This is a genomic window from Abyssibacter sp. (assembly GCF_964229365.1).
Classification (GTDB): Bacteria; Pseudomonadota; Gammaproteobacteria; order Nevskiales; family OUC007; genus Abyssibacter.
The window spans coordinates 1-24,138 of sequence record NZ_CAXRDQ010000060.1 but is presented as its reverse complement, the minus strand read 5'-3'; the positions used below and the strand labels follow the sequence as shown (position 1 = coordinate 24,138).

Sequence of the window (24,138 nt, the reverse complement as noted above, 5' to 3'; positions counted from 1 at the left end):
GAACGGTCTTGAAAAGTAGGAAGCCGGCGCAGAGACGCCGGCAGAACACGCCATTTTACTGAGCCGTTAACAGCGAAAGCAAGGCGCGGCAAGGTATACCGCTGGCAACAGATTGGACCGACGGTGATCGCATTCGATCCCGTCCGGCCGCAGATGAGGGTATGGAACACCCGCGCGCTTGCGTTTTCAGTCGACTCAGTGCTGCAGCACCTAGCGTGTCAAAGGCCCGAATTGGCATCGAGGTTGTGGCTGTGAGCCACTGCGAATCATCGTCGCAAAGCCTGGGCGCCCTGACGCGAATCCCTTTATGGTGCGCGATTCGGTGAATTCAAGAGCCGGCGAGAAAAAGTCTTACCGCTGGTAGGCCGCCCGCAGTTCCTCGCGCTCGCCCTGGGTCAGTTCACGTTGCTGCGAAAGCGTGGTGAGGTTTCGGATCCGCTGCTTGGCGTTGTCCTGGGTGATCAGGCCTAGCGCTTCCTGAAAATCCGCCGCCGGGTCGAATCCCGCCGGTACGGTGGCGGCGCTGAGCACATCGTCCAGTGTGGCCTCGTCCGGTTCGCCGCGCAGACGTTCCAGGTACTGCGCCGCTGTCATCGCCGGATTGTCGGCAAAGGCGTGAATCAGCTGTTCCAGAAACTGTTGGTCAGGCGCATCGGCCAGGCGGGGGATGGACGGCAACTCCGCGGCGATGGCAGGCCGTTCCAGCAGCGCGCGGGCCGCCCTGCGCACCCGTGGCGTGAGCGTGGGTGGCGCATGTTCTTCATCGGACTCAACCAGCGGCGGCGGCGGGGGGCGGGGCGTCGGTGGGCTGGCGGTCATGTCGTGAATGTCGAAGCCGACGATCTGCGAGACCTGTTGTTCCAGACCCTTGCGAAAGGCGCCTGGTGCCAGCGCCTCCAGATGCGGTTTTGCCAGCGCAACCAGGCGGGCCCGACCATCGACGGAGGACAGGTCCACCTCATCGGTGAGCTGGCTGAGCAAGAAGGTCGAGAGGGGTTCGGAGCCGGCAATGCGCTCGCCGAACGCGTCGGCGCCTTCCTTGCGAACCAGGGTATCGGGGTCTTCGCCGTCGGGCAGGAACAGCAGCCGAATTTCCCGGCCGTCGCGCATGGCCGGCAAGGCGCGCTCGACGGCACGCCAACCGGCGTCGCGGCCGGCGCGATCGCCGTCGAAGCACAGCACGATGCGTGAGGTGGTGCGGAACATCAGATTGATGTGATCCGTGGTCGTTGCGGTGCCGAGCGTGGCCACCGCGCAGTCGATGCCGAACTGAGCCAGCGCCGCCACGTCCATGTAGCCCTCGACCACCAGCAAATGTGCCGGCGCTTTGCTCGCCTGCCGGGCTTCGTACAGGCCGTAGAGCTGGGTGCCCTTGTGGAACACTGGCGTTTCAGGCGAGTTCAGGTATTTGGGTTTTTCGTCACCAAAGGCGCGCCCGCCAAAGCCGATGACGCGCCCCCGCAGATCCCGAATGGGAAAGGTCACCCGGTCGCGAAAGCGGTCATAGGCGCGGCCGTCGTCCTTGCGGATCGCCAGCCCGGCCTGCACCGCGATGGCGGTGTCGGCGACGGCATCGACCACCGTTTGCCAGGCATCCGGCGCGTAGCCAATGCCGAACCGCTTGGCGGTGGCACCATCCAGCCCGCGGCCTTTGAGGTACGCAATGGCCTTGTCGGAGCCGCGCAGCGAGCGGGCGAAGATCTGCTGGGCCGTGTCCAGCGCCTCCCACAGCTTCGGGTCGATACTCGGCCCGCTGTCAGCCGCGTCGGCGGGGATTTCGACGCCGGCCATGCGCGCGAGCTCCTCGATGGCGTCGCGGAACTCCAGCCGGTCGTACTCCATGAGAAAACTGATCGCCGTGCCATGCGCCCCGCAGCCGAAGCAGTGATAGAACTGCTTGGTCGGCGACACCGTGAAGCTGGGAGATTTCTCGTCGTGAAACGGGCAGCAGGCCGCGTATTCGCCGCCCTGGCGCTTGAGCGGCACCCGGCCGTCGATCAGCTGGACGATATCCGTCCGAGCGATCAGGTCGTCAATGAAATTTTGGGGGATGCGGGCCATCGGCGCGGTCGAGCGGTCAGAGCAGGGCTTCGATGTCCTGGGTGAGCGACTGTGGCTTGTCGGTTGGCGCGTAGCGCTTGATCACCTGGCCTTCGCCATCCACCAGAAACTTGGTGAAGTTCCATTTGATGCCCTTGGAACCCAGGACGCCGGGCTTTTCACGCTTGAGATGCTGGTAAAGCGGGTGGGCCTGATCACCGTTGACCTCAACCTTGGCGAACATCGGAAAGCTGACGTTGTAGGTCAGCGAGCAGAAGTTCTTGATCTCGTTTTCATCGCCCGGTTCCTGATGCCCGAACTGATCACAGGGAAAGCCCAGCACGGCGAATCCGCGGTCCTTGTACTGCTGGTAGAGCGCTTCGAGCCCTTCGTACTGCGGGGTGAAGCCGCACTTGCTCGCGGTATTGACGATGAGCAGCGCCTGGCCTTCGTAGTCGGCCAGCGCTTGTTCCTGGCCATCGATGGTGGCCGCAGAGAATTGATGAACAGACATGATGCATGGCCCTTCGGGCAGTGGGGCCTGCATTCTAGCCCGGTTGTTGCGCCGGGCCAGCGCAAACGAATGCACGGGCCGGCGGTGCCAGCGGCGGTATCGGCACGTCGCACCGCCTCCGATTACGGGTTGGCGTTAGCCAGTGGAGCCGGGTGTCCAGGACGGCGGGTCGCTTGCCGGGAACGACTCCTCGCCCGCCTCATCGGCCAGGGCGTCGTCCTGCTCGCCGGGTTCATGCTCAGGCGATTCGAGCGGTTCGTCGCGAGGGTTCTGCGGTTTGCTGGTGGGCATCAGATGTTCCTGTCGGCCTGAGCCGAACGCTTGCGTTCAGTTCATCGACCGACAGGACGGGTGGCAGTTCCCAGGGGAACGCCGATTCTGCTAGATCAGTGTTTCCCTAGCCCAGCCGTGCCTTGATCTTGGCCGAAAGCGCCGACATGTCCGTGCGGCCCGCCACCTTGGGCTTGAGCATGCCCATCACCTTGCCCATGTCGCGCATGGATTCGGCGCCGGTGGCGGTCACGGCGTCATCGACAAGCTGATCGATCTCGGCTTCGTCGAGCTGTTCCGGCAGGTAGTCGGCCAGTAGCGCGGCTTCCGAGGCTTCCTGGTCCGCGAGGTCGGCGCGATCACCGGCCCGGTACTGCGCTTCGGCTTCGCGGCGCTGCTTGACCAGTTTTTCGACAATGGCGATCACGTCGTCGTCGGTCAGTTCAATGCGCTCGTCGACCTCGCGCTGCTTGATCGCGGCGGTGAGCATGCGGATGGTGGCCAGGCGCTCCTTGTCCTTCTCGCGCATGGCGGTCTTCATGTCGGCGGTGATGCGGTCTTTGAGTGCGGACATGGTGGGTTCCTTGATGGGTGCTGGACGGGCTCAAAACAAAACTAGCGGCTCGTGGCCGCTAGTTCGTAACGCAATGGCAGGCGCCGAGGACGCCTGGACGCCGCTCTAGTAGAGGCGGGTCCGGCGCGCCGTCTCGCGAGACAGCTTCTTGGCGTGGCGCTTTACAGCGGCCGCCTTCTTGCGCTTGCGCTCCTGGCTAGGCTTTTCGAAGAACTCACGCTTGCGCACGTCAGACAGCACGCCGGCCTTCTCGCAGGTGCGTTTGAAGCGCCGCAGGGCAACTTCGAAAGGCTCGTTTTCTTTGACGCGAACGCTGGGCATATTGAGATCTGCTCCGTGGCCTATCCTGGAGGCTTGAGAAAAAGGGACGCGGATTCTATAGGCGCCTTTCCGGATTTTCAACGCCAAATTTACATCGCGGAGAATCCCCGCATAATCCGGGCCCCCGGAGAGCGTGTTTCGCCGAACCTTTCAGCGTCGATCTCCACCAGCGGCTTGAGCTTCAGACAGCGATTTTGACCAGTATTCTAGGCATCGAAACCTCCTGTGACGAGACCGGCGTCGCCGTCTTTGACACGCGGCGCGGCCTGTTGAGCGAGGCCTTGTTCAGCCAGATTGCGCTGCACGCCGAGCATGGCGGTGTAGTGCCGGAGCTGGCCTCGCGCGATCACGTGCGGCGGTTGTCCGGTCTGGTGGAGCAGGCCTTGGCCGAGGCCGGTGTCGAACGCACCGACGTGATCGCCTACACCGCGGGCCCCGGCTTGGTCGGAGCGTTGATGGTGGGGGCGGCCTTTGCGACAGGTCTGGCCACGGCCTGGAATGTCGGCGTGATTCCCGTACATCACATGGAGGGTCACCTGCTGGCGCCGCTGATGAGTGGCCAGGCGCCGGCGTTTCCATTCGTTGCGCTGCTGGTCTCCGGCGGCCACACCCTGTTGGTGCAGGTCGATGGCATCGGCCGCTACAGCTTGCTGGGCCAGACCCGGGACGATGCGGTCGGCGAGGCCTTCGACAAGACCGCCAAGCTGCTGGGGCTCGGCTACCCCGGGGGCCCCGCGGTGGCGCGGCTGGCAATGGCTGGTGATCCGGCACGGTTCCGCCTGCCCCGGCCGATGCTCGACAAGCCGGGGCTGGACTTTTCGTTTTCCGGACTGAAGACGGCGGTGTACCTGCTGGCGCAGGACGAGCCGGACGCGCAGGCCGACATCGCCCGCGCCTTCGAGGAGGCTGTCGTCGAGACACTGGCGACCAAATGCGCGCGCGCGCTGGAGGCGGCCGGGTGTCGCGATCTGTTGATTGCCGGCGGCGTAGCGGCGAACACGCGCTTGCGCGAGGCGCTGTCGGCGCTGCCCGGTATCCGCCTGCACACGCCGCCGCTGGCCCTATGCACGGACAACGGCGCAATGATCGCGTATGCGGGCGCGCTAAGACTCGGCGACGCCATCGCCGCCCCGACCGCCATGCATGCGCGTGCGCGCTGGCCGCTCGATACACTGGCCCCGCCAGCCGGTCTCACCTAACCCAAGCACTCAACCGAGCACCCATGGACCTGATCTACCTGCGCGATCTGCGCATCGAAACCGTCATCGGAATCTTCGACTGGGAACGCGAGATCAAGCAGACCGTCGTGATTGACCTGGAGATGGGAACCGATATCCGCAAGGCGGCGGCGTCGGACCACATCGACGACACCCTGGACTACAAGTCGCTGGCCAAACGGATCATCAGCTTTGTCGAGGCAGCCAAGTTCGAGTTGGTCGAGACGCTAACCGATCGCATCGCTCGCATCATCATCACCGAATTCGGTGTGCCTTACGTCAGGGTTTCTGTGAACAAGCAGGGCGCGGTGCGCGGTTCGCGCGATGTCGGCGTGATCATCGAGCGACGTCCGGAGGACTATGCCGATGCCTGAGGTGTTCGTCGGCGCGGGTAGCAATGACAGCGCCGAGGTGCATCTGGCGCGCGGCGTTGCCTTGCTGGTCGAGCACTATGGCGACGTGTCTTGCTCGCCCGTTTACCGCAATCCCGCAGTGGGATTCGACGGCGACGACTTTCTCAATTTCGTGATTCGTCTGTCTACGGACGAATCCATGGCGCAGGTCATGGCGCGGCTGCGGACGATCGAGGATTGTTGCGGCCGGACCCGTGATGGCGCCAAGTTCAGTCCGCGAACGCTGGATTTCGACTTGCTGCTCTATGGCGACGTGGTGTCGGAAGACCCCGCCGTGGATGTGCCCCGCGACGAGATCCTGAAATATCCGTTCGTGCTGAAGCCGCTGGCTGATCTGGTCCCGGAGCACCGGCACCCGTTGACCCGGCAGACCTATTCGACGCTATGGGCTGCCATGGCCAAGGCCGGGCCGGTCGAGCTCACGCCCGTAGCCTGGGCGCCGCAGCCGCAAGCACGCTAGGGAAGCATCGCCTGCACGAAGCTGTGCAGGCTGTCGACCCGTTGCACGTTGGCCAGTGCCTCGGCGTGTTCCGCCTCCGTTGCCTGGCCGTAGCCGGTTCGGACCAGAACAGCCTGGGTGGCGGCGGCACGGGCGGCCTGGATGTCGCTCCATTCGTCGCCCAGCACCGGGATCATTCCGGCATCGATTTGCATGCGCCGGGCAATGTCCTGAATCAGTGCTGATTTGCCGGACTGGCGATCATCCGCTTCGGAATGCGGATTGAAGGCGATTGCATCAAAGCGGCCGCCGAACTGGTTGACCGCCTCTTGCATGCGCTGATGGATTGCGAAGAGATCGTCGTGACCCATTTCGCCGCTGCCCAGCAAGGGCTGGTGGGTGACCACGCAGACGCGGATGCCCGACTGGGTCATCTGCGCCACCGCTTCCAGGCTGCCGGCAATCGGACGCCAGTCACCGGGACGACGAATACCACCGTCCACCGGCTCGTTTAGCACCCCGTCGCGGCCCAGGATCACAAGCTTCATGGCCGCAGTGTACGTTCAGCCGGACAGATGAGAGAAGTCGGCGACCTGGCGCAGCAACACATCCAGCCGGGCGAGCAGGCGTAGGCGATTGCGGCGCACCGCGTCGTCGTCAGCCATCACCATGACGTCTTCGAAGAACTGGTCCACTGGCGCCTGAAGGCTGGCGAGCCGTTCCAGAGCCTGGGCGTAGTCGCCTGCAGCGACCTGGCTTGCGACGGCTTCGCCCAAACCGTCCAGGGTGTCGAGCATGGCGCGTTCGGCGTCGGCGTCGAATAACGCGGGGTCGATGTTGCCTGCATCCGGCGGCGATTTTTTCAGAATGTTGCGCACCCGCTTGTGCGCGGCGGCCAAGCTAGCCGCCGCGGGTGTCGGGCGGAAGGCCAACACCGCCTGACAACGCGCCTGGATATCCAGCGGATCGGTCAGCTCGAGCGCTGCGACGGCCTCGAACACGTCTGGCGACACGCCTTGTTCGGCAAGCAGGCCGCGAAGGCGGTCCTGAAAAAAGCCCAGCAGTGCGTTGGCTGTGTCGTCATCCTCGACCGGCGCCGGCTGTGCGGCAATCGCGGCCTGGCTGGCGGTGAGCAGGTCCAGCGAAATCCTTGCCTCGAGCAGAATTCGCAGAACGCCCAGTGCCGCGCGCCGCAGCCCCAGCGGATCGCGATCACCAGAGGGGCGGTTGCCCAGCGCGAACTGGCCGGCCAGCGTGTCGAACTTGTCGGCCAGCGCCAGGGCGCGGCCGATCGGGGTTGCTGGAATGGCATCGGAAGGCCCGCGCGGCTGATAGTGCTCCGCGATGGCGGCGGCGACCGCTTCAGGCTCACCCGATTCACGGGCGTAGTAGCCACCGACCAGCCCTTCGAGTTCGGTGAACTCAAAGACCATGTCGGTGACCAGGTCGGCCTTGCTCAGGGTGGCGGCTCGGCGCGCCTGCTGGGCGTCATCGCCCAGCGAATCGGCCAGTGAGCTGGCGAGCGCTTCCAGGCGTTTGGTCTTGTCAGCGTAGCTGCCCAAACCCTTCTGGAAGGTGACGTCGTCCAGGCGCTGCACGTAGTCGGCCAGCGGTTGCTTGCGGTCCTTGTTCCAGAAGAACAGGGCATCGTCCAGGCGCGGGCGCACGACGCGCTCATTGCCGGCGATCACCTGGCTCATGTCCAGCGACTCGACATTTGCAACCGTGACAAAACGCGGCAGCAGCCCGCCCGCAGCATCGCGGACCGGAAAATAGCGCTGATGCGATTCGATGGTGGTGATCAGCACCTCGGGCGGCATGTTCATGAAGCGCTCGTCGATGCTGCCGGAGATCGCAACCGGCCATTCGACCAGCGCGGTGACTTCGTCGACCAGCTCCGCATCCAGCTGCGCAGCGCCGCCGGTACGCTCGGCGGTTCGAGTGACTTGCTGCGTCACGATCTTGCGGCGTTCTTCGAAGGAGGCGATCACCTGATGATCGAACAGCGTCATTTCGTAGTCGCCGGCCGCAGCGAGCGCCACCGGTTCCGGCGCATGAAAGCGATGCGCGTGCGTGAGGCGCCCGGCGCATAGGCCGAATAGCTCCACTGGGATCACCGTCTCGCCATGCAGGCAGACCAGCCATTGCACGGGGCGCAGTAAGCGTGCGTCCAGATTGCCCCAGCGCATGCGCTTGGGCGTGGTCAGCTTGCGCACCGAGTCGGTAATCAGCGGCGGCAGGATCTCGGCCAGCGGCTGGCCGGTCTCGCGGCCGCGGTACAGGTAGTAAGGCCCCTTGTCGGTGTCGAGCGTCTCGAGCGCGTCAACCGCGACGCCGCAGGAGCGCGCGAAGCCGGCCACGGCCTTGTCCGGTGCCCGGGTTGAGGGGCCACGGCGTTCGATGTCGCGGTCCGGCTGGCGCTCGGCCACATCGCGGATCAGCACGGCCAGCCGTCTCGGCGTGGCGAACACGCGGGCATCACCCTGGTCGATGCCGAGCTCGCGCAGGCCGTCGGTCAGGCGCTGGCCGAGTTCTGCAGCCATGGTTTGCAGCGAGCCGGGCGGCAGTTCTTCGCAGCCGAGTTCGAAGAGAAGATCTGAAGTCATGGAAATACAGGCGGGGGTCAGGCGGCGTCGGCAGCTTGCTGCAACAGCGGGAAGCCCAGGGCTTCCCGCGCTTCGTAGTACACCCTGGCCACGTCTCGAGCCATGGCGCGGACGCGCAGGATGACATTCTGGCGTTCGGTCACCGAAATCGCCTTGCGGGCGTCCAGCAGGTTGAACAGGTGGCTGGCCTTGAGCATCTGCTCGTAGGCCGGCAGCGGCAGCTTGGCCTCTACCAGGCGACCACAAGCGGCTTCGCACTCGGCGAACTGCGTGAACAGGGCGTCGGTGTTGGCGTGCTCGAAGTTGTACGTCGACTGCTCCACCTCGTTCTGGTGGAACACATCGCCGTAGCTCACCGTGCCGTTCGGGGTTTCGGCCCAGACCAGGTCGTAAACCGATTCGACGTCTTGCAGGTACATAGCCAAGCGTTCGAGGCCATAGGTGATCTCGCCCGCCACGGGCTTGCATTCGATGCCGCCGCATTGCTGGAAGTAGGTGAACTGGGTGACTTCCATCCCGTTGAGCCAGACCTCCCAGCCCAGTCCCCAGGCGCCCAGCGTGGGCGATTCCCAGTTGTCCTCGACAAAGCGGATGTCATGCACCAGCGGATCAATGCCCAGCTCGACCAGCGAATCGAGGTAAAGCTGTTGGAAGTCCGGCGGCGACGGCTTCATCAGAACCTGAAACTGGTAGTAGTGCTGCAGCCGGTTCGGGTTGTCGCCATAGCGGCCGTCTGTCGGCCGGCGCGAAGGCTGAACGTAGGCCGTGTTCCACGGTTCCGGGCCGATCGCGCGTAAAAAAGTCGCCCAGTGGAAGGTGCCGGCGCCGACTTCCATGTCCAATGGCTGCACGATCACGCAGCCCCGGGTTGCCCAGTAGTTCTGGAGGCGTAGGATCAGGTCCTGAAAGGTCAGCCGTTGCATGCGACGGGGGTGATTCAAAGCGATTGGAAGCGCGCGAGTATAACGGCGCGGGCTCCGGTCTGTGCGCCGAATCGCCAAGCCCGTTGGCATAGATGCTGCTTTTCTTCGAACCCCAGGCGCGCACAGGGGAAGCCCAGCGCCTGCACTTACATAAACATTGTTGGAGAGGGTGGATGAAAGCCGAAGACGTTCTCAAGCTCATCAAGGACGAAGACGTCAAGTTTGTCGACTACCGCTTTGCCGATACGCGCGGCAAGGAGCAGCACGTCACGGTGCCTTCGCACACCGTGGATGCCGACGAACTTGAAGGCGGAAAAATGTTTGACGGGTCCTCCATCGCGGGATGGAAGGGCATCAATGAGTCCGACATGATCCTGATGCCGGACCCCGAATCGGCAGTCATGGACCCCTTCTTCGAAGAGGCAACGCTGATCATCCGCTGCGATGTCGTTGAGCCCTCGACCATGCAGGGTTACGAGCGTGATCCGCGCTCCCTGGCCAAGCGCGCCGAGGCCTACATGAAGTCCACCGGTATCGGTGACACGGCATTCTTCGGTCCCGAGAACGAGTTTTTCGTGTTCGACGACGTGAAGTACGGCGCCGAAATGCAGGGTGCGTTCTATTCCATCGATTCCGAAGAATCGAGCTGGAACTCGGCCAAGACCTACGTGGACGGCAACATGGGTCACCGTCCGGGCGTGAAGGGCGGTTACTTCCCGGTTCCTCCGGTGGACTCGCTGCAGGACATGCGTTCGGCCATGTGTCTCGCGCTGGAGGACATGGGCATCCCGACCGAAGTGCATCACCATGAGGTGGCCACGGCCGGTCAGTGCGAAATTGGTGTCAAGTTCAACACCTTGGTGAAGAAGGCCGACGAAGTGCTGGCGCTGAAGTACGCGATCCAGAACGTCGCCCACGCCTACGGCAAGACCGCGACCTTCATGCCCAAGCCGCTGGTCGGCGATAACGGCAACGGCATGCATGTTCACCAGTCCATCTCCAAGGATGGTGTGAACCTGTTCTCCGGCGATGGCGTCGGCGGCCTGTCCGAAACGGCGATCTACTACATCGGCGGCATCATCAAGCACGCCAAGGCCATCAACGCCTTCGCGAATGCCTCGACCAATAGCTACAAGCGCCTGGTCAAGGGTTTCGAAGCGCCGACCCTGCTGGCCTATTCGGCCCGTAACCGGTCCGCGTCGATTCGTATCCCCTACATCGCCAACCCGAAGGGGCGCCGCATCGAGGTCCGCTTCCCGGACTCGACCGCAAACCCTTACTTCGCGTTCGCCGCGATGCTGATGGCTGGCCTGGACGGCATCCAGAACAAGATCCACCCCGGCGACCCGATGGACAAGGATCTGTACGACCTGCCGCCGGAAGAGGAAGCCGCGATCCCGCAGGTGGCTTACAGCCTGGAGCAGGCCCTGGAAGCGCTGGATAACGACCGTGCATTCCTGACGGCCGGCGGCGTGTTCACGGATGACCTCATCGATGCGTACATCGAACTGAAGAACGAGGAAGTCACCATGCTGAAGATGACCACGCATCCCGTGGAATTCCAGATGTACTACTCGCTTTAGGCGAACACATCTGGCCGGGCGCGTTGTCGCCTGGCCTCAGCTGGTCGTTGAACGAAAGCCCCGACGTGGTTTGTCGGGGCTTTCTTGTTGTTGGTCGCAGCGTTCGCGGCATTGCCCGTGGGATCATTCGGGCGAGTTCTGAGTATGATTCCTGTGGTGGAATCCCCAAGCGCGGAACGGGTCAAAGCGGCATGATTAAGCGAATTTTCAGTCTGTTCATTTTCGGTCTCATCAGCTTTCCTGTCATGGCTGGTGACATCTATCGCTACGTCGATGAAGACGGTCGGGTGCATTACACCGACGAGCCGCCGCCGCAGTATGGGTCTCAGGCAGAGCAGCTCGATCTCGGTGGCGTGCAAACCTACGACGCAGCGCGCGTGCCGCAGACGCCGGAGCCGCCAACACGGTCGGATTCCAATGCCGCGCCACTGCGCTACGAGGTCGTCGAAATGCTGCGGCCGCGGCCGGAGGAAACCATTCGCGATCCCAGCCACACGCTCACCGTTTCGGTGCGTCTAACGCCGCCGCTTCGCACCAAGCAGGGGCATTCCCTGCAGTACTTTGTTGACGGCAAGCCTTCGGGCGGTCCTACGACCTCGACGAGCCGGACCCTGACGGAGGTGTTCCGTGGCACTCATTCCGTACAGGTCGTGGTGCTCGACAAGAGCGGCCGGCAGGTCGGTCAAACCGAGACCCGTTCGGTGTTTATGAAGCCGCCGTCCGTGAATCGCTAGACCGGATTAGCAGCCCGGCTCCCCTCAAGCCACGCTCGGCCTCGCGCTTGGATCGCACTACACTGGTGCGATAGTCCTGCCGCGCCACCATGGCGTATTCATTGCTTGGGTCTCCTCATGTTATTGCGTGGTGCAAACTCCCCAAAACTGGGCACGATCCTCGATGGTCTAAGCACGGCCGTTGTCTGTCTGGACGAGGACTTACGCGTCGTATTCATCAACGCGGCTGCCGAAATACTGTTCGGAGTGGGCGCGCGTCATGTACTGGGTGAGCCGGTCGCGTCGGGCGTTCCTCATCTGGCTCCATTGGTCTCGCGTTGCCAGGAGGTGATCGAGTTCGGCGCGCCGATGATCGAGCGCGAACTCACGCTCAAGCGCAACGGGGAAGACCCGCTCGTCGTCGATTGCACGTTTTCGCCGTTGGCGGATTCCAAGCGTCGTGCGCTGTTGTTGCTGGAATTCTTTCGTTTGGACCGCCATATGCGCATTTCGCGCGATGAGCAGACCCTGGCTCATCAAAAGCTCAATCGTGAAATCGTTCGCGGATTGGCCCACGAGATCAAAAATCCGTTGGGTGGGCTCCGCGGCGCGGCGCAGCTGTTGGAGCGCGAGCTGCCGGATCAGGGGCTGACGGAGTTCACCCGGATCATCATTCGCGAAGCGGATCGTTTGCAGCGTCTGGTCGACCAGATGCTGGGGCCATCGCGGCGTCCGCACCCGACCGAGCTCAACATCCATGAAGTGCTGGAACACGTGCGCCAGCTCGTGGAAATCGACCGGCTGCACGACATCGATATCGTGCGTGATTACGACCCGAGCCTGCCGAACGTATTCGGCGATCGGGAGCAGCTGATTCAGGTGTTCCTGAATATCTTGCGCAACGCGGTACAGGCCTTGGGCTCGACCGCGGTGCGCTGCGGCACGATTTACATTCGGTCTCGCGCGCGCCGGCAGTTCACGATTGGCGCCATGCGCCATCGCCTGGTTGCCCAGGTCGATATCGAGGACAACGGGCCGGGCATTGAGCAGGACATGGTCGACAAGATTTTCTACCCCCTGGTGACTTCCAGAGCTGACGGAACGGGACTTGGCCTGTCAATTGCTCAGTACCTGGTCCAAAACCATGGGGGATTCATCGAATGCAGCAGTCGGCGAGGTCGTACGGTGTTCTCCGTATTTCTCCCGATATCGTCGGAGGGCCGGGACACGTGAAGGCATGGATAGTCGACGATGACGAGTCAATTCGCTGGGTGCTGCAACGCGCTCTTGGAGCGCATGATGTAGACGTGAAGAGTTTTCCTGGCGGCGTCGAGATGCTGGATGAGCTCGAGTCGGACATGCCCGATGTGTTGCTGACCGACATCCGCATGCCCGGCATCGACGGGTTGAAGCTGCTGGAGCGGGTCAAGGCGATTGCACCGGATTTGCCCATCATCATCATGACGGCGCATTCCGATCTCGATAGCGCGGTTGCGGCTTATCGCAAGGGGGCATTCGAGTATCTGCCCAAGCCGTTCGATGTGGACGATGCGGTCGAGCTCGTGCAACGCGCCGCCCGTATCGCCGGCGAGTCACAGCCGGGTGGCCTGGATGCCGAGCAACGCGACGCCATCATCGTCGGCGAAGCGCCGGCCATGCAGGAAGTGTTTCGCGCCATCGGCCGGCTGACCCGTTCGCAGATCACGGTCATGATCACCGGCGAGTCGGGTACGGGTAAGGAACTGGTCGCACGGGCGCTCCACGAACACAGCCCGCGTGCGGGAAAACCGTTTATTGCGGTCAATACCGCGGCGATTCCGAAAGATTTGATGGAATCCGAGTTTTTCGGCCACGAGAAGGGCGCTTTCACCGGCGCGACGGCCTTGCGCCGCGGTCGATTCGAGCAGGCCCATGGCGGCACCTTGTTCCTGGATGAGATCGGCGACATGCCCGCCGACCTGCAGACCCGACTGCTGCGTGTGTTATCCGACGGCGAGTTCTATCGGGTGGGTGGCCACATTCCGGTACGTGTTGATGTGAGGGTGATTGCCGCCACCAACCAGGATCTGGAAACCGCCGTTGACGCCGGCAAATTTCGCGAAGACCTCTATCACCGTCTCAATGTCATTCGTGTGCGCATTCCGCCGCTGCGCGAGCGCAAGACCGACCTGCCGTTGTTGATGACGCACTTCATGGCGCGCGCAGCACGTGAACTGGATGTCGAGCCCAAGCGCATCCTGGCCGATGCCATGGCGCGGCTTCAGGAATTCGATTGGCCTGGCAACGTGCGTCAGGCTGAGAATGTATGCCGCTGGATGACCGTGATGGCGCCAGGGCAGGACATCCATGCCGACGACCTGCCGCCGGAGATCCTCGGCGCGACACCGTCCACATCGATCCGTGGGGGCGCTGACGGGCAGGATGCCGCGCCCGAATCATCGCCGGCCAAGCCCAGCGGCGAGTGGGATGTGCAGCTTGCGCATTGGGCGCAGCAGGTGTTGGGCGATGGTTCGGTCGGGATCGCGCAGGATGCCTTGGTCAAGCTGGAACAGACCCTGATGGATGTCGCTCTCGCGCACAGCCAAGGGCATAAGCAGGAAGCTGCCCGGCTGCTCGGCTGGGGCCGCAACACCTTGACCCGCAAGCTCAAGGAACACGGCCGGCCGGAGTAAGACGGTATTGGGCTCAGCCCAGCGTGGTATCCAGAAACATCATGACCACCATGCCTGTCATCAAGGCGAACGTGGCCGGCGTCTCGAAGCCGCGGCGGTGCGTCTCCGGAATGATCTCGTCACTGATGATGTAAAGCATGGCGCCCGCTGCCGCGCCGAGTACCGCTGGCAGCGCCAGCTCCGCCAGGCTCCCGGCCGCGGCGCCGATCAGGCCGCCCAGCGGCTCGGCCAAGCCGGTGAGCGCCCCCCAGGCGCAGGCGGCGGCGCGGGTATAGCCGATGGCCAGCAGCGACACCGCTACCGCCAGACCCTCGGGAATGTTCTGCATCCCGATGCCCACCGCCAGACCCATCCCGTTGCCAGGGTCTCCGGTCGCAAAGCCGACGCCCACGGCCATGCCTTCCGGCAGGTTGTGCAGCGTGATGGCGATCACGAACAGCCAGATCCGCTTGATCTCTAGCTGATCCGGTCCTTCGCGACCCATCACGAAATGCTCATGCGGCACATGTTCGTGCAGCAGCCACAAGCCGATCGCACCCAGCAAGATGCCGCCGATGACGATGAGCGATGCCGCAGTTTCGCTGCCGGTGGTCGCAGCCGCCATCTCCAGACCAGGGAGAATCAGCGAAAAGAATGACGCCGCCAGCATGATGCCGGCGGCCGCGCTGAGCAGCACGTCCTCCAGTTTTGGTGACAGCCGCTGGATCGCGAACACGCCCGCCGCGCCCACCGCCGTGCAGGCACCCGCTGCGGTACTGCCGAGTACGCCCAGCCAGAACGGATGGTTCGCAAGGCCTTCGATCATCGAGCGGATTCCGGTGCGGTGAACATGGCGATGCAGCTTAAGGTGTCGTCACGACAGCGGCGAATCATCGGAGGCCGCGACATCCGCAGGCTCCGGCCCCAGCGTGCCGGCATCCAGCGCAAACAATTGCACGTTGGCGACAACCACGCGCTCGGACGGGGTTGATTCCGCGACCACCGAGCGCAGCTGCCGGAAGTAGGCCAGATGCAGCCGTCGCAGCCGTTCCAGGTCGCGCTCAGACACGGAAAACACGTTGTACGAGAACAAACCATCGGATTGCTTCGCCAGTTGATCGAGTCCGGTTTGCGCCCAGAACTGCTTGTTGCGCACGCCTAGTGCCCGGTCACGCCGGGTGTCCAGCGCTTCACTGCCATCGACTTGCCAGTGCCTACCGTTCCAGCGGATCTGACCGCCGGCGGCCAGCGCGTCCAGACAGTCACGTTCCACCGAGTCCGGCAGGCCAATGCGCGCGGCGATCCAGCCCGGTTGGTGTGCCGGGAGTTGCTGGTACTCGGTGAGTTCGATCGCGCGCAGCACGGCCTGCGTCCAGGGCAGGGCATAAGCCGCACGCCGTTGGGCCTCGAGCTGCGACCACGCCGGTGCGATGCTGGGCAGGTCGGCGATGGGCGCCGCAGCGGCCAGCCAGTCGAGCAGCCGCAGGCTCAGGGCTTCCACCAACGCGAGAAATGTCGGCAACCGGGGCACGGTCTGTCCCGAGAGTGCTCGAGACACCGCGAAACGGCTAAGCCCGGCCCGCTCCGCAATTTCATCGATGGGGGTGCGTCCGCGCAGGTCGCTAAGTGCGGCGACGACACCTTCCGCTGTGTCGGGGGCGACGTGATCCAGCCAGGCCGGGCGATTGCCGTGAAAGGCGACCCAGATATCTTCGGCGCTACGCCCGCCGAGCGCGGCGCTGCGCAGGGCCTCGACCGCGGTGGGAAAGCGTCGCCCGGATTCCCAGGCATAGGCGACATTGCTGCTGTACCCCAGGCGCCGGGACTGCGCGATCTGCGACCGCTTGCCGCGCCAGCTGCGAAGCAGTTCGCGGCTAACGGATTGGGTATCGAAGCTTTGTGGCATATCGCAAAAATGCACATGAAGTCGCAGTAACGCCAGATGATATGTGCAATTTAGCGGTAGATACAGCGGATTGATCGGCGAATAATGGATGCAACCGAGTTTGTGAGGAGACCTTGAATGCGCCTACGCCTGCCGACTGCCCCGCTGTTGCAGGTATTGGCCATGACCGCCCTGTTCGGCTGTGCAGGCGGGCAATCCGGTAGCGAAGGTCCGGTGGGCGGCGAGCCACCCGCAGACGTCGCCAGCGGTGCGGGCCTGCAAGGTTGTGTTGAGCGCGCGCAGCAGAGTGTCGATCGGGATGCGATGACGCCGATGGGCTTCACGCCAAGACAGGCGCTAAACCTGGCTGCAGGGACCGATCGCAGCCTGCTGGACTTCTCGGATTCGACCGGATCAACCGATGAAACCGGCCTGACGCTGACCGTGACGGACACCGGCGGCGACGTGCTGCTTGTCGACATCGAACCGGCAGACGACACCCCCAGCGCCGGCTGTCCGGACTACGTGCTGATTCCGGTATCGGTCCAGTTCACCACGGACGACGGACGCTTTGACGAGAGTTTCAGCGCGAATCTGGTGGCATTCCAGGCCAACGAGACCAGCTTTACACAGCGATTGGATGCCGATGCGCTGGGCGGCAGCTTCGAGTACGACTCGGTCGACATGGGCAGCTACGAGCAGCGCGATGTCCTGATCCACGCCATCTACGACGCAGACGGCAGCCGCGGGCGGGTGAGCGGCATAGGCCGCCGCGCAGACGATAGTCAAACCACACTTGTAATTGCGAACTGGGGCGAAGGCTCCACGGGAGACCTGCAATGAACCAACAGACAATGACGATCTGGGCTTTGATCGCAGCCACAACCTTATTAGCGGCCTGCGGCGGGTCCGGGGGTGGCGAGGCGGGCTCTGAGCTGATTGCCAAGCGCACGCCTAGCGCCCAATTGCAGCTCAAGGCCGTGTCGAGCTGCGCCGACTGGCGCGGCTTCGCCGCCGAGAGTTTTGTCGAGCGTGCGCTCAGCCCGGTGTACTACTACGCCGATGGCGGGCCGGTCCCGGTTGCCGCCGAAGGCGACGCAACCGGGGGTGCCAGCGCGCCGGATTTCACCGATACCAACACGCAGGAAGTGGGTGTCGACGAAGCCGATCTGATCGAGACCGACAGCGCGCGTGGAATCATTTATGCCATGCACCGCGAAACCGGCAGCGTTCGTGTCATCGATGCCGTGCCTGCAGCGGCCAGCCATGAGGTCGGCCGCATCGACCTTGGCGCGTCTGCCTATCTCTACGGCCAGTACCTCGATCCGGTGGCGCAGCGGCTGACGACAGTCGTCGGCGACAGCGTTGGCACCCGGCTGGATTTTTACGATGTGTCAGACGCAGCGCAGCCCGCCCACCTCGGCCAGTATCGGGTCGATGGCTACTACCTCAGCTCACGGCGCATCGGTACACGCATTCACCTGATTGCCAGCCACTACTTCACCGGCCTGGATGCGCTTTATTCCAGCGAGGCTTTCAACAGTGGGGTTAATGCCTGGTTCGAAGCCGAGGCCGCCGGTGATGCCGAGCGCGCCGATGAGCAGCGTGCGGAATTGCTCGCGCTGGCCCAGGCCGAAGCGAACAATGCGCCGCTCGCCGAGCTGGTACCCAACACTGCCACTGCGGTCGATGCGCCGCTGACACCCATGGACTGCGCCGCGCTGTACCGGCCGGAGGTCGCGACGGCCATGGCCACGCTGACGATGACCAGCATCGACATGGACGGCAGCAACGCTGCGGCGATTGGTGCGGTGAACAATGCCTGGATGGTCTACGCCTCGGCCGACAACCTGTATCTGGCGCAAACCAGCAATGGCTGGTTCTTTGCCCCGTTCCAGGTCGACCAGACCTCGGTTTATCGCTTCGAGATCAGCGACAGTGGACCGGCCGTGCCCAAAGGAGCGGGTGTTGTCGATGGCTGGCTGCTGAATCGCTATGCGATGAGCGAAAGCGGCGGCCACCTGCGTCTGGCCACCTCGCGGTCGGATAGCTGCAACAGCGTGAATCCGAACGAGACCTGTCCGGCCGAGGCCAGCGTGCCGACCAACGATGTGACCGTGCTGCGCCTCGACGACAACGCGCTGACCCAGGTCGGCCACGTGACCGGATTTGGCAACGACGAGCGCGTGTTCTCCGCGCGGTTCGTCGGCGATGTCGGCTATGTCGTCACCTTCCGGCAGACCGACCCGCTGTTCACCTTCGACCTCTCCGACCCGACGGACCCGATATTGCTGGGCGAAGTGGAGATCCCGGGCTTTTCGTCGTACATCCACCCCATATCGGACGATGTGCTGCTGACCATCGGCCGCGAAGGCGGAGAGGGGGGTGTCGGCACCGGCAACGCGTTTCAGCTTCAGCTATTCGACGTGTCGGACCTGACCAACCCCACTCGCATCGCCGCCGCGACACCAGCCATCGAGCCGGATGATTACGCCTACTCGCTGGCCGAATACGAACCGTTGGCCTTCACCTACGCGCCCGCCACGGATACGACCGGTCTGCTGAGCATCCCCGCGCAGATCGGCTCGCCTGCCGAGTCGCGCGCGTTCTCCGGTTTCATCACCTGGGATATCGACACCGCGGGCGTCATCACCGAGCAACTGCGCGTCGATCACAAGCAGACCGGAGGCGGCGATGCCTGCCCGCCGGTGGCCGATGGCAGTGAAGGCGGCTGCACCAGCTTCGCGCCGGTTTACTACAACGCACCGCTGCGGTCGGTGATCGCAACGGACGCCACCAGTCAGACGCTCTACACCTTGTCTGACGCGTTTCTGATCGTGACCGATGCCGCGACCGGGTCGGAATTGGCGACGTTGGAGTTTGAGTGATGTCGTACCGGTTCGGGCCTTCAAATGCTGGATATCGAAAAGCCGGCGAGGCATCGTGGTGTTGTAGTGCGCGGACGCTGCTGGTGTCGGGATTGGTGGCCCTGAGCCTAGCTGCCTGTTCCGGGTCAGATGATGACCTGTCCATCATCGAGCTGACCACGGAATTCTCAGCCCCTTATTCCGGTGCGCCGGGTGGCGGATTCCAGACAGACGTTTTCTTCTATGACAATCGTTACGCGTATTACGCGGAGATGGCCGAATCCGCATCCGACGGAGCGGCGGAAGTGCCGGAGTACTCTTCGTCGCTCAACTACGTCGCCGTTGTCAGCACGGCAGGCTCTCGGGGGATCGGTTTGGTTCCGGAGTTTGTCGAACGGTCAGGGTCCACGGACACGCTTCGTATGACGCTGTACCGCAGTGGATGCCCCTATACCGCCGACGTGCCCGAACCGAAAGTTGTTGTTTATTCCTGGTCGAGGGCCGGGCGCGTGCCGATCGTGAATCAGGGCCTCGTTGATAGTGAATGTGATCTCTGACGGTTCTTCGCCGAGAACCAGCTTGAACGCGCCAGGAGTTATCTCCGGTTTGCCGCGACGCGTCGCTGACGCACCGCGGCGTTTTCTTTCGGATCAGGCGTCTAGCGAGTCCACTGCCCTGGATACCGCCGCCGGCTGCGCGGAGTTCTCCAACGCGTAGCGATTGGCGCGGCGGAAGGTGCCGAGGTCATTGAACCGCACGCCATTCTCCCGCATCACCCGGTGCGCGGCCTTCGCCGTGGCCTGGCGGATGTAGAACGGTTCCTTCACGACAAAGTGGTGGATGGCGTGGGTTGAACCGAAGTTGAAGCAGAACAGCTGCAGCGGCGCCATCCACCAGACGTTGAGGACCTGGGTCTGCTGGATGATGTTCTTGGCCTCGACATCGCCGTAGTAGTGCATGTTCGAGCTGATGAAGTGCAGGCAGAACGTGCGCAGCATGTTCGGACCCATGTAGACCACGGCGGCGGTGTTCAGGCCGGCGATGAAGGTTTCCATGCCGGCCGACAGCGGAATGCCCGAGCCGAACAGCAGCGCGATGCCGTTGGCCAGGTGGAACAGCACAAAACCATGCCAGAAGGCGTAGTGGATCAGGCCCAGTGGGAAATAACCACGACGCTGCTCACGCGCCAGCGACTTGAGCTCGGCCTCTGACTGCGGGTTCTGCGCGAGGATAAACGCGCGGGCAGCCTTGTAAATTGTCTTCGGGCGCAGATACACGGCCAGCATGTTGTCGCCGGTCATCAGCAGCCTACGCAGACCCCAGCGCTCGCCGTTGGTGATACCGCGCTCCTCGATATCGGACTCCGTGCCCGAGTACTTGTGATGGTGCAGGTGCATGCGCTTGCGCACCCAGGGGCTGATCGTGCTCGGCCGGGTGATCCAGCAAAGTGCCAGCATCAGGTTGTAGGCGCGTGGGCTGTTGCGGAAGTACATTAAGTGGATCAGGTCGTGTTCCAGCTCATGGATGAACGACAGGAACACCGCGGTGAGGGGAATGCAGACAAACCAGGGGATGACGCCCGCCACGTACGCCCAGCCGCTGGCGACCGCGCCGGCGATGGAGCCCGCCATGATCAGCGCGCCGATCAGATTCTGGTGACGCAGCCAGCGATGCCGCTGCCGCAATCCGTCCGCTGCGGCGCTGACGCCCGTCCGAATGCTCTGGATGCGATGTTTGTCGGCGTCCGACAGATTGCGGGTATGCATGGATACAGGTCTCCAAGAATTTGTGTGGTCAGTATCCGGGCCCGGCCGGGGCGAGACAGGGCCGAATCCGCCAATCGCATGACTGCTTGCGCCAATGTGCTGTTGGTTCGCCATCGATGACGGCCGCCGACGACATCACGTCGCTGGCCAGCTGGGCGCGAGCGATCCGTGCGGCGCTGGTCCAGGCCGGCATTGCCTGGGAGCCGCTGTTTTGCGAGGCCGGGATCGATCCGGCCTGCCTGGCGAACCCGGATGCCCGTATTCCATTGAGCCAGACAACCCGGCTCTGGGGTGCGGCCGTGGCGGCCACGGGTGACGACGCCTTCGGCCTGCGCGTGGCGCGGCATGTAAACCAGGCCACGTTCCACGCGCTGACGGTCACCACCCTGGTCAGCGACTCGCTGCGCGATGCCATGCAGCGCATGGTGCGTTATGGCCGGGTGGTGACTGATGCTGCGCAAATGCAATTCGGTGAGGACGCCAGGCACTGCTGGGTTGAGCTCGGCCATGTGCCCGTGGACCCGCCCCCGGCCTGGCAGGCCGTGGACGCATTCGCTGCGATTCTGGTGCGCACGGCGCGGGCGCTGGCCGGCGGCGACTGCCATCCGGTCCAGGCCTCGCTGGCGCGTCCCGCGCCACCCAGCCCGGATCGGTTCGAGCAGACCTTTGCCTGTCCGCTGCAGTTCGGGGCAGCACAAACCCGCATCGTCTACGATCGCGGCCAGGCGCTGCGGCCGCTGGAAACCGCGAACCCGGCGCTGCGGGCGGTCAACGAAGCCCTGCTTGACGACATGCTGCGCCATCGGCTGCGCGATGACATCGTGTCATCCGTCCGCGATGCGATCTCCCGTCTGCTCCCCGGCGGCGCCTGCAGCCAGCAGGCGGTGGCCCAGGCCCTGCATCTGAGCCAGCGCAGCCTGCAGCGAAAACTGGCCGATCGCGGCACCAGCTTTCGTGCGGTGGTTGAAACCACGCGCCGCGAACTGGCGGATCGCCACCTCGCCTCGGCGCAGTGTTCCGTCACCGAAGTGGCCTATCTGGTCGGGTTCTCCGATGCGAGCAGTTTCACCCGCGCCTACAAGCGCTGGACCGGGCACGCCCCGAGTCAGTCAGCAACCCGCAAGCCAGCAAGCTAAGCCCAATGCTCGCTCGTCACGCCTCGTGAGCGCCGGCGCGTGGTGCTATCGTGCGCGCCAGACGACAACCACTGCATGCTCATGATTCCGGTCCCCACCAAACTGACCCTGCACCGCGCCTCGCGCGTACTCGACGTGACTTACGACGACGGCGCGACGTACTCGATTCCGGCCGAACTGATGCGCGTGTACTCGCCGTCTGCTGAAGTCAAAGGGCACGGGCCGGGTCAGGAAAAGCTGGTCTGGGGCAAGCGCAATGTCGGCATTGACCACATCGAAGCCGTGGGCAGTTATGCCATTCGCCCGGTCTTTGACGACGGGCACGACAGCGGTCTCTACGGCTGGCCTCTGCTGCACGAGTTCTGCATGCAGCAGGATGCGCTATGGCAGGACTACAACGAACGTCTGGATGCCGCGGGCGTCGGCCGCGATCCTGGCGTGCGGACGCTGGATTCGGTCGTGAAGCAGTACACCCCCACCGCGGGCAAACCCTGATGAGCAAGACCACGCATTTCGGTTACGAAACTGTCAGCTCCACGGACAAGACACGCCGCGTCGGCGAGGTCTTCGCATCGGTCGCCTCACGCTACGATTTGATGAACGACCTGATGTCCATGGGCGTGCATCGCGTCTGGAAGCGCTTCACCATTGATCTTGCCGCCGTGCGTCCTGGCGAACGCGTCCTCGATCTGGCCTCCGGCACCTGTGATCTGGCCGGCAAGTTCGCCCGGCAAGCCGGTGCCGACGGACAGGTCATCGCATCGGATATCAACGCCTCCATGCTCAGTGTTGGCCGCGACCGCATGATTGATCGCGGCATTGTCCAGGGCATGGACTACGTGCTGGCCAATGCCGAGGAACTGCCGTTTCCCACCGATCACTTCGATTGCGTGACCATGGCCTTCGGCTTGCGCAACGTGACCGACAAGGACGCCGCGCTGGCGGAAATCCAGCGCGTGACCAAGCCGGGCGGGCGGGCGCTGATCCTGGAATTCTCCAAGCCCACCTCCGCCGGGTTCGGCAAGCTCTACGATGAATACTCCTTCAAGGTGTTGCCGGCACTGGGGCGTTATGTCGCCAAGGACGAGGCCAGCTACCGTTACCTGGCCGAATCCATCCGCATGCATCCGGATCAGGTGACCTTGCAGGGCATGATGGAAACAGCCGGTTTCCTGCGCTGCCAGCACTACAACCTGGCGGGTGGCATCTGCGCCGTGCACCGGGGTTTTGGCGCATGAGCCTGATCGCCAATGGGGTCGCCGTGGTCGAGGCCGGCCTGAACCGCGCCTTGGCGTTGGACCCGGCAGTCGCCGACCGCCTGCGCCAACTCGACGGCCGTGTCGTCGCCGTCACCATCACCGGCTGGGATCAGACCGTCTACGCCGTGCCGGTGGTGGATCGCCTGCAACTGTCGATCTTTTGGCCCGATGAGCCGGATGTGCGGCTGATCGGTCGCATGGGCGATTTCGCCCGGCTGGCCGCCGCAGGTGGCGACAAGCAGGCGCAGTTGCTGTCCGGCGGCGTGCGCATCGAAGGTGATGCCATCCTCGCCCAGCGCTTTGCCGAGATTTTCGACGCCCTGGAACTGGACCTGGAAGCGCCGCTGGAACGGATGTTCGGTCCTATTGCCGCCTTCCGCATTGGCCAGACAGCCCGTCGCTTTTTCGGCTGGGGTCGCGAGGCGGTCAAAACCCTGGGTGACGACACCATCGAGTTCCTCCGCGAGGAAACCGGCGACCTGGTGCATGGCGACGAGGTTCACGAGTGGATGGATGCCGTCGACGACTTGCGCACCGGCACCGATCGGCTCGAAGCCCGCATTCGCCGCCTGGAACGGAAAACCGCTGAGGCGTGAGCAGCCCGTCGGCGCAAGCGCTGGAACAGTCGCTCGACTATCTGATCGAGGTTGACAAGCTCAAGAGGGAGGAAACACTGACTGGCGCACGCCGCCAAGACGGAGCCGGTTTCCCCGCAAGACCAGGCGGAGTGAGTACCGCTTGGTCATTCCAAGTCAGCGAACGACAACGCAGGATTGCGGGGACACCGGCCCGTTCCTCAGGATTGCGCCTGACAACAGGCCATGCAGCGTTGCTCGTCGTTCATTTGGAATGACCAAACTTCGCTCCTCGTGCCTTGCCTGGCCTGTTTTCCGGCGGCAACTTGGCGGCGTGCGTCCGTCAGTGTTTCCTCACCCGCCCGTCGTGGATCACCGACGGCTCC

25 protein-coding genes are annotated in these 24,138 nt (G+C 63.7%); 14 read left to right on the top strand and 11 right to left on the bottom strand.

Features of this window, described 5'->3' with window-relative positions:
- Positions 1 to 351: 351 nt before the first annotated feature.
- The 5 genes from dnaG to rpsU form a co-directional block, all read right to left on the bottom strand.
- Complete coding sequence (dnaG, locus tag ACE1EY_RS09850; RefSeq protein ID WP_291514924.1) at positions 352 to 2,061, bottom strand: DNA primase; 1,710 nt, start codon at positions 2,059 to 2,061, stop codon at positions 352 to 354.
- 16 nt (positions 2,062 to 2,077) lie between these two features.
- A complete protein-coding gene (locus tag ACE1EY_RS09845; protein WP_291514925.1) occupies positions 2,078 to 2,554 on the bottom strand; it encodes a glutathione peroxidase in 477 nt (158 codons plus the stop codon).
- Between the two features lie 135 nt (positions 2,555 to 2,689).
- A complete protein-coding gene (locus ACE1EY_RS09840; protein WP_291514926.1) occupies positions 2,690 to 2,845 on the bottom strand; it encodes a hypothetical protein in 156 nt (51 codons plus the stop codon).
- A gap of 106 nt (positions 2,846 to 2,951) precedes the next feature.
- Positions 2,952 to 3,398: a GatB/YqeY domain-containing protein gene (locus ACE1EY_RS09835; RefSeq protein ID WP_370300092.1), complete on the bottom strand. Its 447-nt coding sequence runs from the start codon at positions 3,396 to 3,398 to the stop codon at positions 2,952 to 2,954.
- 105 nt (positions 3,399 to 3,503) lie between these two features.
- Positions 3,504 to 3,719: a 30S ribosomal protein S21 gene (gene rpsU / locus ACE1EY_RS09830; RefSeq protein WP_291514928.1), complete on the bottom strand. Its 216-nt coding sequence runs from the start codon at positions 3,717 to 3,719 to the stop codon at positions 3,504 to 3,506.
- Between the two features lie 194 nt (positions 3,720 to 3,913).
- Between rpsU and tsaD the strand changes: the two genes are divergently transcribed.
- From tsaD to folK, 3 genes are read left to right on the top strand one after another with little or no spacing between them, the layout of a single operon-like run.
- The gene (tsaD, locus tag ACE1EY_RS09825) at positions 3,914 to 4,918 is read left to right on the top strand and encodes a tRNA (adenosine(37)-N6)-threonylcarbamoyltransferase complex transferase subunit TsaD (protein ID WP_291514929.1); all 1,005 of its coding nucleotides are present in this window, start codon (positions 3,914 to 3,916) and stop codon (positions 4,916 to 4,918) included.
- A 23-nt stretch (positions 4,919 to 4,941) separates the two neighbouring features.
- Complete coding sequence (gene folB, locus ACE1EY_RS09820; protein WP_291514930.1) at positions 4,942 to 5,310, top strand: dihydroneopterin aldolase; 369 nt, start codon at positions 4,942 to 4,944, stop codon at positions 5,308 to 5,310.
- Complete coding sequence (gene folK / locus ACE1EY_RS09815) at positions 5,303 to 5,809, top strand: 2-amino-4-hydroxy-6-hydroxymethyldihydropteridine diphosphokinase (protein ID WP_370300091.1); 507 nt, start codon at positions 5,303 to 5,305, stop codon at positions 5,807 to 5,809. The genes folB and folK overlap by 8 nt, the downstream gene beginning before the upstream one ends.
- On the opposite strand, the gene ACE1EY_RS09810 is transcribed toward folK, so the two are convergent.
- The 3 genes from ACE1EY_RS09810 to glyQ are packed head-to-tail and all read right to left on the bottom strand — an operon-like array spanning position 5,806 to position 9,317.
- Positions 5,806 to 6,336 (bottom strand): HAD-IIIA family hydrolase, encoded by a 531-nt coding sequence (locus ACE1EY_RS09810; RefSeq protein WP_291514932.1) that lies wholly within the window; start codon positions 6,334 to 6,336, stop codon positions 5,806 to 5,808. The genes folK and ACE1EY_RS09810 overlap by 4 nt on opposite strands.
- A 15-nt stretch (positions 6,337 to 6,351) precedes the next feature.
- On the bottom strand, positions 6,352 to 8,394 hold the full coding sequence (glyS, locus tag ACE1EY_RS09805) for a glycine--tRNA ligase subunit beta (protein WP_370300090.1): 2,043 nt from the start codon (positions 8,392 to 8,394) through the stop codon (positions 6,352 to 6,354).
- 17 nt (positions 8,395 to 8,411) lie between these two features.
- Positions 8,412 to 9,317 (bottom strand): glycine--tRNA ligase subunit alpha, encoded by a 906-nt coding sequence (glyQ, locus tag ACE1EY_RS09800; RefSeq protein ID WP_291514934.1) that lies wholly within the window; start codon positions 9,315 to 9,317, stop codon positions 8,412 to 8,414.
- A gap of 173 nt (positions 9,318 to 9,490) precedes the next feature.
- Here glyQ and glnA point away from each other — a divergent pair, with 173 nt between their 5' ends.
- From glnA to ntrC, 4 genes are all read left to right on the top strand, one after another.
- Positions 9,491 to 10,900, top strand: a complete 1,410-nt coding sequence (glnA, locus tag ACE1EY_RS09795; protein WP_291514935.1) for a glutamate--ammonia ligase — start codon at positions 9,491 to 9,493, stop codon at positions 10,898 to 10,900.
- Between the two features lie 191 nt (positions 10,901 to 11,091).
- Positions 11,092 to 11,634, top strand: a complete 543-nt coding sequence (locus tag ACE1EY_RS09790; protein ID WP_370300089.1) for a DUF4124 domain-containing protein — start codon at positions 11,092 to 11,094, stop codon at positions 11,632 to 11,634.
- Positions 11,635 to 11,751: 117 nt separating this feature from the next.
- Positions 11,752 to 12,846, top strand: coding sequence for a nitrogen regulation protein NR(II) (glnL, locus tag ACE1EY_RS09785; protein ID WP_291514937.1), 1,095 nt, complete (start codon positions 11,752 to 11,754; stop codon positions 12,844 to 12,846).
- A complete protein-coding gene (gene ntrC, locus ACE1EY_RS09780) occupies positions 12,843 to 14,285 on the top strand; it encodes a nitrogen regulation protein NR(I) (protein ID WP_291514938.1) in 1,443 nt (480 codons plus the stop codon). The genes glnL and ntrC overlap by 4 nt, the downstream gene beginning before the upstream one ends.
- 13 nt (positions 14,286 to 14,298) lie before the next feature.
- On the opposite strand, the gene ACE1EY_RS09775 is transcribed toward ntrC, so the two are convergent.
- Both ACE1EY_RS09775 and ACE1EY_RS09770 read right to left on the bottom strand, forming a co-directional pair.
- Entirely contained in the window at positions 14,299 to 15,090 is a 792-nt protein-coding gene (locus ACE1EY_RS09775; protein WP_370300088.1) for a ZIP family metal transporter, read from the bottom strand.
- A gap of 48 nt (positions 15,091 to 15,138) precedes the next feature.
- A complete protein-coding gene (locus ACE1EY_RS09770) occupies positions 15,139 to 16,170 on the bottom strand; it encodes a DUF4423 domain-containing protein (protein ID WP_370300087.1) in 1,032 nt (343 codons plus the stop codon).
- 117 nt (positions 16,171 to 16,287) lie between these two features.
- Here ACE1EY_RS09770 and ACE1EY_RS09765 point away from each other — a divergent pair, with 117 nt between their 5' ends.
- From ACE1EY_RS09765 to ACE1EY_RS09755, 3 genes are read left to right on the top strand one after another with little or no spacing between them, the layout of a single operon-like run.
- Positions 16,288 to 16,992: a hypothetical protein gene (locus ACE1EY_RS09765; protein WP_291514941.1), complete on the top strand. Its 705-nt coding sequence runs from the start codon at positions 16,288 to 16,290 to the stop codon at positions 16,990 to 16,992.
- A complete protein-coding gene (locus tag ACE1EY_RS09760; protein ID WP_370300086.1) occupies positions 16,989 to 19,037 on the top strand; it encodes a beta-propeller domain-containing protein in 2,049 nt (682 codons plus the stop codon). The genes ACE1EY_RS09765 and ACE1EY_RS09760 overlap by 4 nt, the downstream gene beginning before the upstream one ends.
- A complete protein-coding gene (locus ACE1EY_RS09755) occupies positions 19,037 to 19,573 on the top strand; it encodes a hypothetical protein (protein WP_373928072.1) in 537 nt (178 codons plus the stop codon). The genes ACE1EY_RS09760 and ACE1EY_RS09755 overlap by 1 nt, the downstream gene beginning before the upstream one ends.
- Positions 19,574 to 19,666: 93 nt before the next feature.
- Here ACE1EY_RS09755 and ACE1EY_RS09750 read toward each other — a convergent pair whose 3' ends face one another.
- Positions 19,667 to 20,782, bottom strand: a complete 1,116-nt coding sequence (locus ACE1EY_RS09750) for a fatty acid desaturase (protein ID WP_370300084.1) — start codon at positions 20,780 to 20,782, stop codon at positions 19,667 to 19,669.
- Between the two features lie 116 nt (positions 20,783 to 20,898).
- Between ACE1EY_RS09750 and ACE1EY_RS09745 the strand changes: the two genes are divergently transcribed.
- From ACE1EY_RS09745 to ACE1EY_RS09730, 4 genes are all read left to right on the top strand, one after another.
- Positions 20,899 to 21,918 (top strand): AraC family transcriptional regulator, encoded by a 1,020-nt coding sequence (locus tag ACE1EY_RS09745; protein WP_370300083.1) that lies wholly within the window; start codon positions 20,899 to 20,901, stop codon positions 21,916 to 21,918.
- Between the two features lie 75 nt (positions 21,919 to 21,993).
- Entirely contained in the window at positions 21,994 to 22,413 is a 420-nt protein-coding gene (locus tag ACE1EY_RS09740; protein WP_370300082.1) for a gamma-butyrobetaine hydroxylase-like domain-containing protein, read from the top strand.
- Entirely contained in the window at positions 22,413 to 23,156 is a 744-nt protein-coding gene (ubiE, locus tag ACE1EY_RS09735) for a bifunctional demethylmenaquinone methyltransferase/2-methoxy-6-polyprenyl-1,4-benzoquinol methylase UbiE (RefSeq protein ID WP_370300081.1), read from the top strand. The genes ACE1EY_RS09740 and ubiE overlap by 1 nt, the downstream gene beginning before the upstream one ends.
- On the top strand, positions 23,153 to 23,773 hold the full coding sequence (locus ACE1EY_RS09730; protein WP_291512948.1) for an SCP2 sterol-binding domain-containing protein: 621 nt from the start codon (positions 23,153 to 23,155) through the stop codon (positions 23,771 to 23,773). Before ubiE ends, ACE1EY_RS09730 begins: the two co-directional genes overlap by 4 nt.
- Positions 23,774 to 24,138 lie beyond the last annotated feature (365 nt).

Coding starts and splice junctions, on each gene's coding strand:
- ACE1EY_RS09755 (WP_373928072.1), top strand. CDS start 19,037: ATGTCGTACCGGTTCGGGCCTTCAAATGCTGGATATCGAAAAGCCGGC.
- ACE1EY_RS09770 (WP_370300087.1), bottom strand. CDS start 16,170: ATGCCACAAAGCTTCGATACCCAATCCGTTAGCCGCGAACTGCTTCGC.
- ACE1EY_RS09745 (WP_370300083.1), top strand. CDS start 20,899: ATGACGGCCGCCGACGACATCACGTCGCTGGCCAGCTGGGCGCGAGCG.
- glyQ (WP_291514934.1), bottom strand. CDS start 9,317: ATGCAACGGCTGACCTTTCAGGACCTGATCCTACGCCTCCAGAACTAC.
- glnA (WP_291514935.1), top strand. CDS start 9,491: ATGAAAGCCGAAGACGTTCTCAAGCTCATCAAGGACGAAGACGTCAAG.
- ACE1EY_RS09840 (WP_291514926.1), bottom strand. CDS start 2,845: ATGCCCACCAGCAAACCGCAGAACCCTCGCGACGAACCGCTCGAATCG.
- rpsU (WP_291514928.1), bottom strand. CDS start 3,719: ATGCCCAGCGTTCGCGTCAAAGAAAACGAGCCTTTCGAAGTTGCCCTG.
- ACE1EY_RS09730 (WP_291512948.1), top strand. CDS start 23,153: ATGAGCCTGATCGCCAATGGGGTCGCCGTGGTCGAGGCCGGCCTGAAC.
- ACE1EY_RS09740 (WP_370300082.1), top strand. CDS start 21,994: ATGCTCATGATTCCGGTCCCCACCAAACTGACCCTGCACCGCGCCTCG.
- ACE1EY_RS09835 (WP_370300092.1), bottom strand. CDS start 3,398: ATGTCCGCACTCAAAGACCGCATCACCGCCGACATGAAGACCGCCATG.
- ACE1EY_RS09790 (WP_370300089.1), top strand. CDS start 11,092: ATGATTAAGCGAATTTTCAGTCTGTTCATTTTCGGTCTCATCAGCTTT.
- ACE1EY_RS09810 (WP_291514932.1), bottom strand. CDS start 6,336: ATGAAGCTTGTGATCCTGGGCCGCGACGGGGTGCTAAACGAGCCGGTG.
- dnaG (WP_291514924.1), bottom strand. CDS start 2,061: ATGGCCCGCATCCCCCAAAATTTCATTGACGACCTGATCGCTCGGACG.
- ACE1EY_RS09765 (WP_291514941.1), top strand. CDS start 16,288: ATGCGCCTACGCCTGCCGACTGCCCCGCTGTTGCAGGTATTGGCCATG.
- glyS (WP_370300090.1), bottom strand. CDS start 8,394: ATGACTTCAGATCTTCTCTTCGAACTCGGCTGCGAAGAACTGCCGCCC.
- ACE1EY_RS09750 (WP_370300084.1), bottom strand. CDS start 20,782: ATGCATACCCGCAATCTGTCGGACGCCGACAAACATCGCATCCAGAGC.
- glnL (WP_291514937.1), top strand. CDS start 11,752: ATGTTATTGCGTGGTGCAAACTCCCCAAAACTGGGCACGATCCTCGAT.
- ACE1EY_RS09760 (WP_370300086.1), top strand. CDS start 16,989: ATGAACCAACAGACAATGACGATCTGGGCTTTGATCGCAGCCACAACC.
- folK (WP_370300091.1), top strand. CDS start 5,303: ATGCCTGAGGTGTTCGTCGGCGCGGGTAGCAATGACAGCGCCGAGGTG.
- ubiE (WP_370300081.1), top strand. CDS start 22,413: ATGAGCAAGACCACGCATTTCGGTTACGAAACTGTCAGCTCCACGGAC.
- ACE1EY_RS09845 (WP_291514925.1), bottom strand. CDS start 2,554: ATGTCTGTTCATCAATTCTCTGCGGCCACCATCGATGGCCAGGAACAA.
- ACE1EY_RS09775 (WP_370300088.1), bottom strand. CDS start 15,090: ATGATCGAAGGCCTTGCGAACCATCCGTTCTGGCTGGGCGTACTCGGC.
- folB (WP_291514930.1), top strand. CDS start 4,942: ATGGACCTGATCTACCTGCGCGATCTGCGCATCGAAACCGTCATCGGA.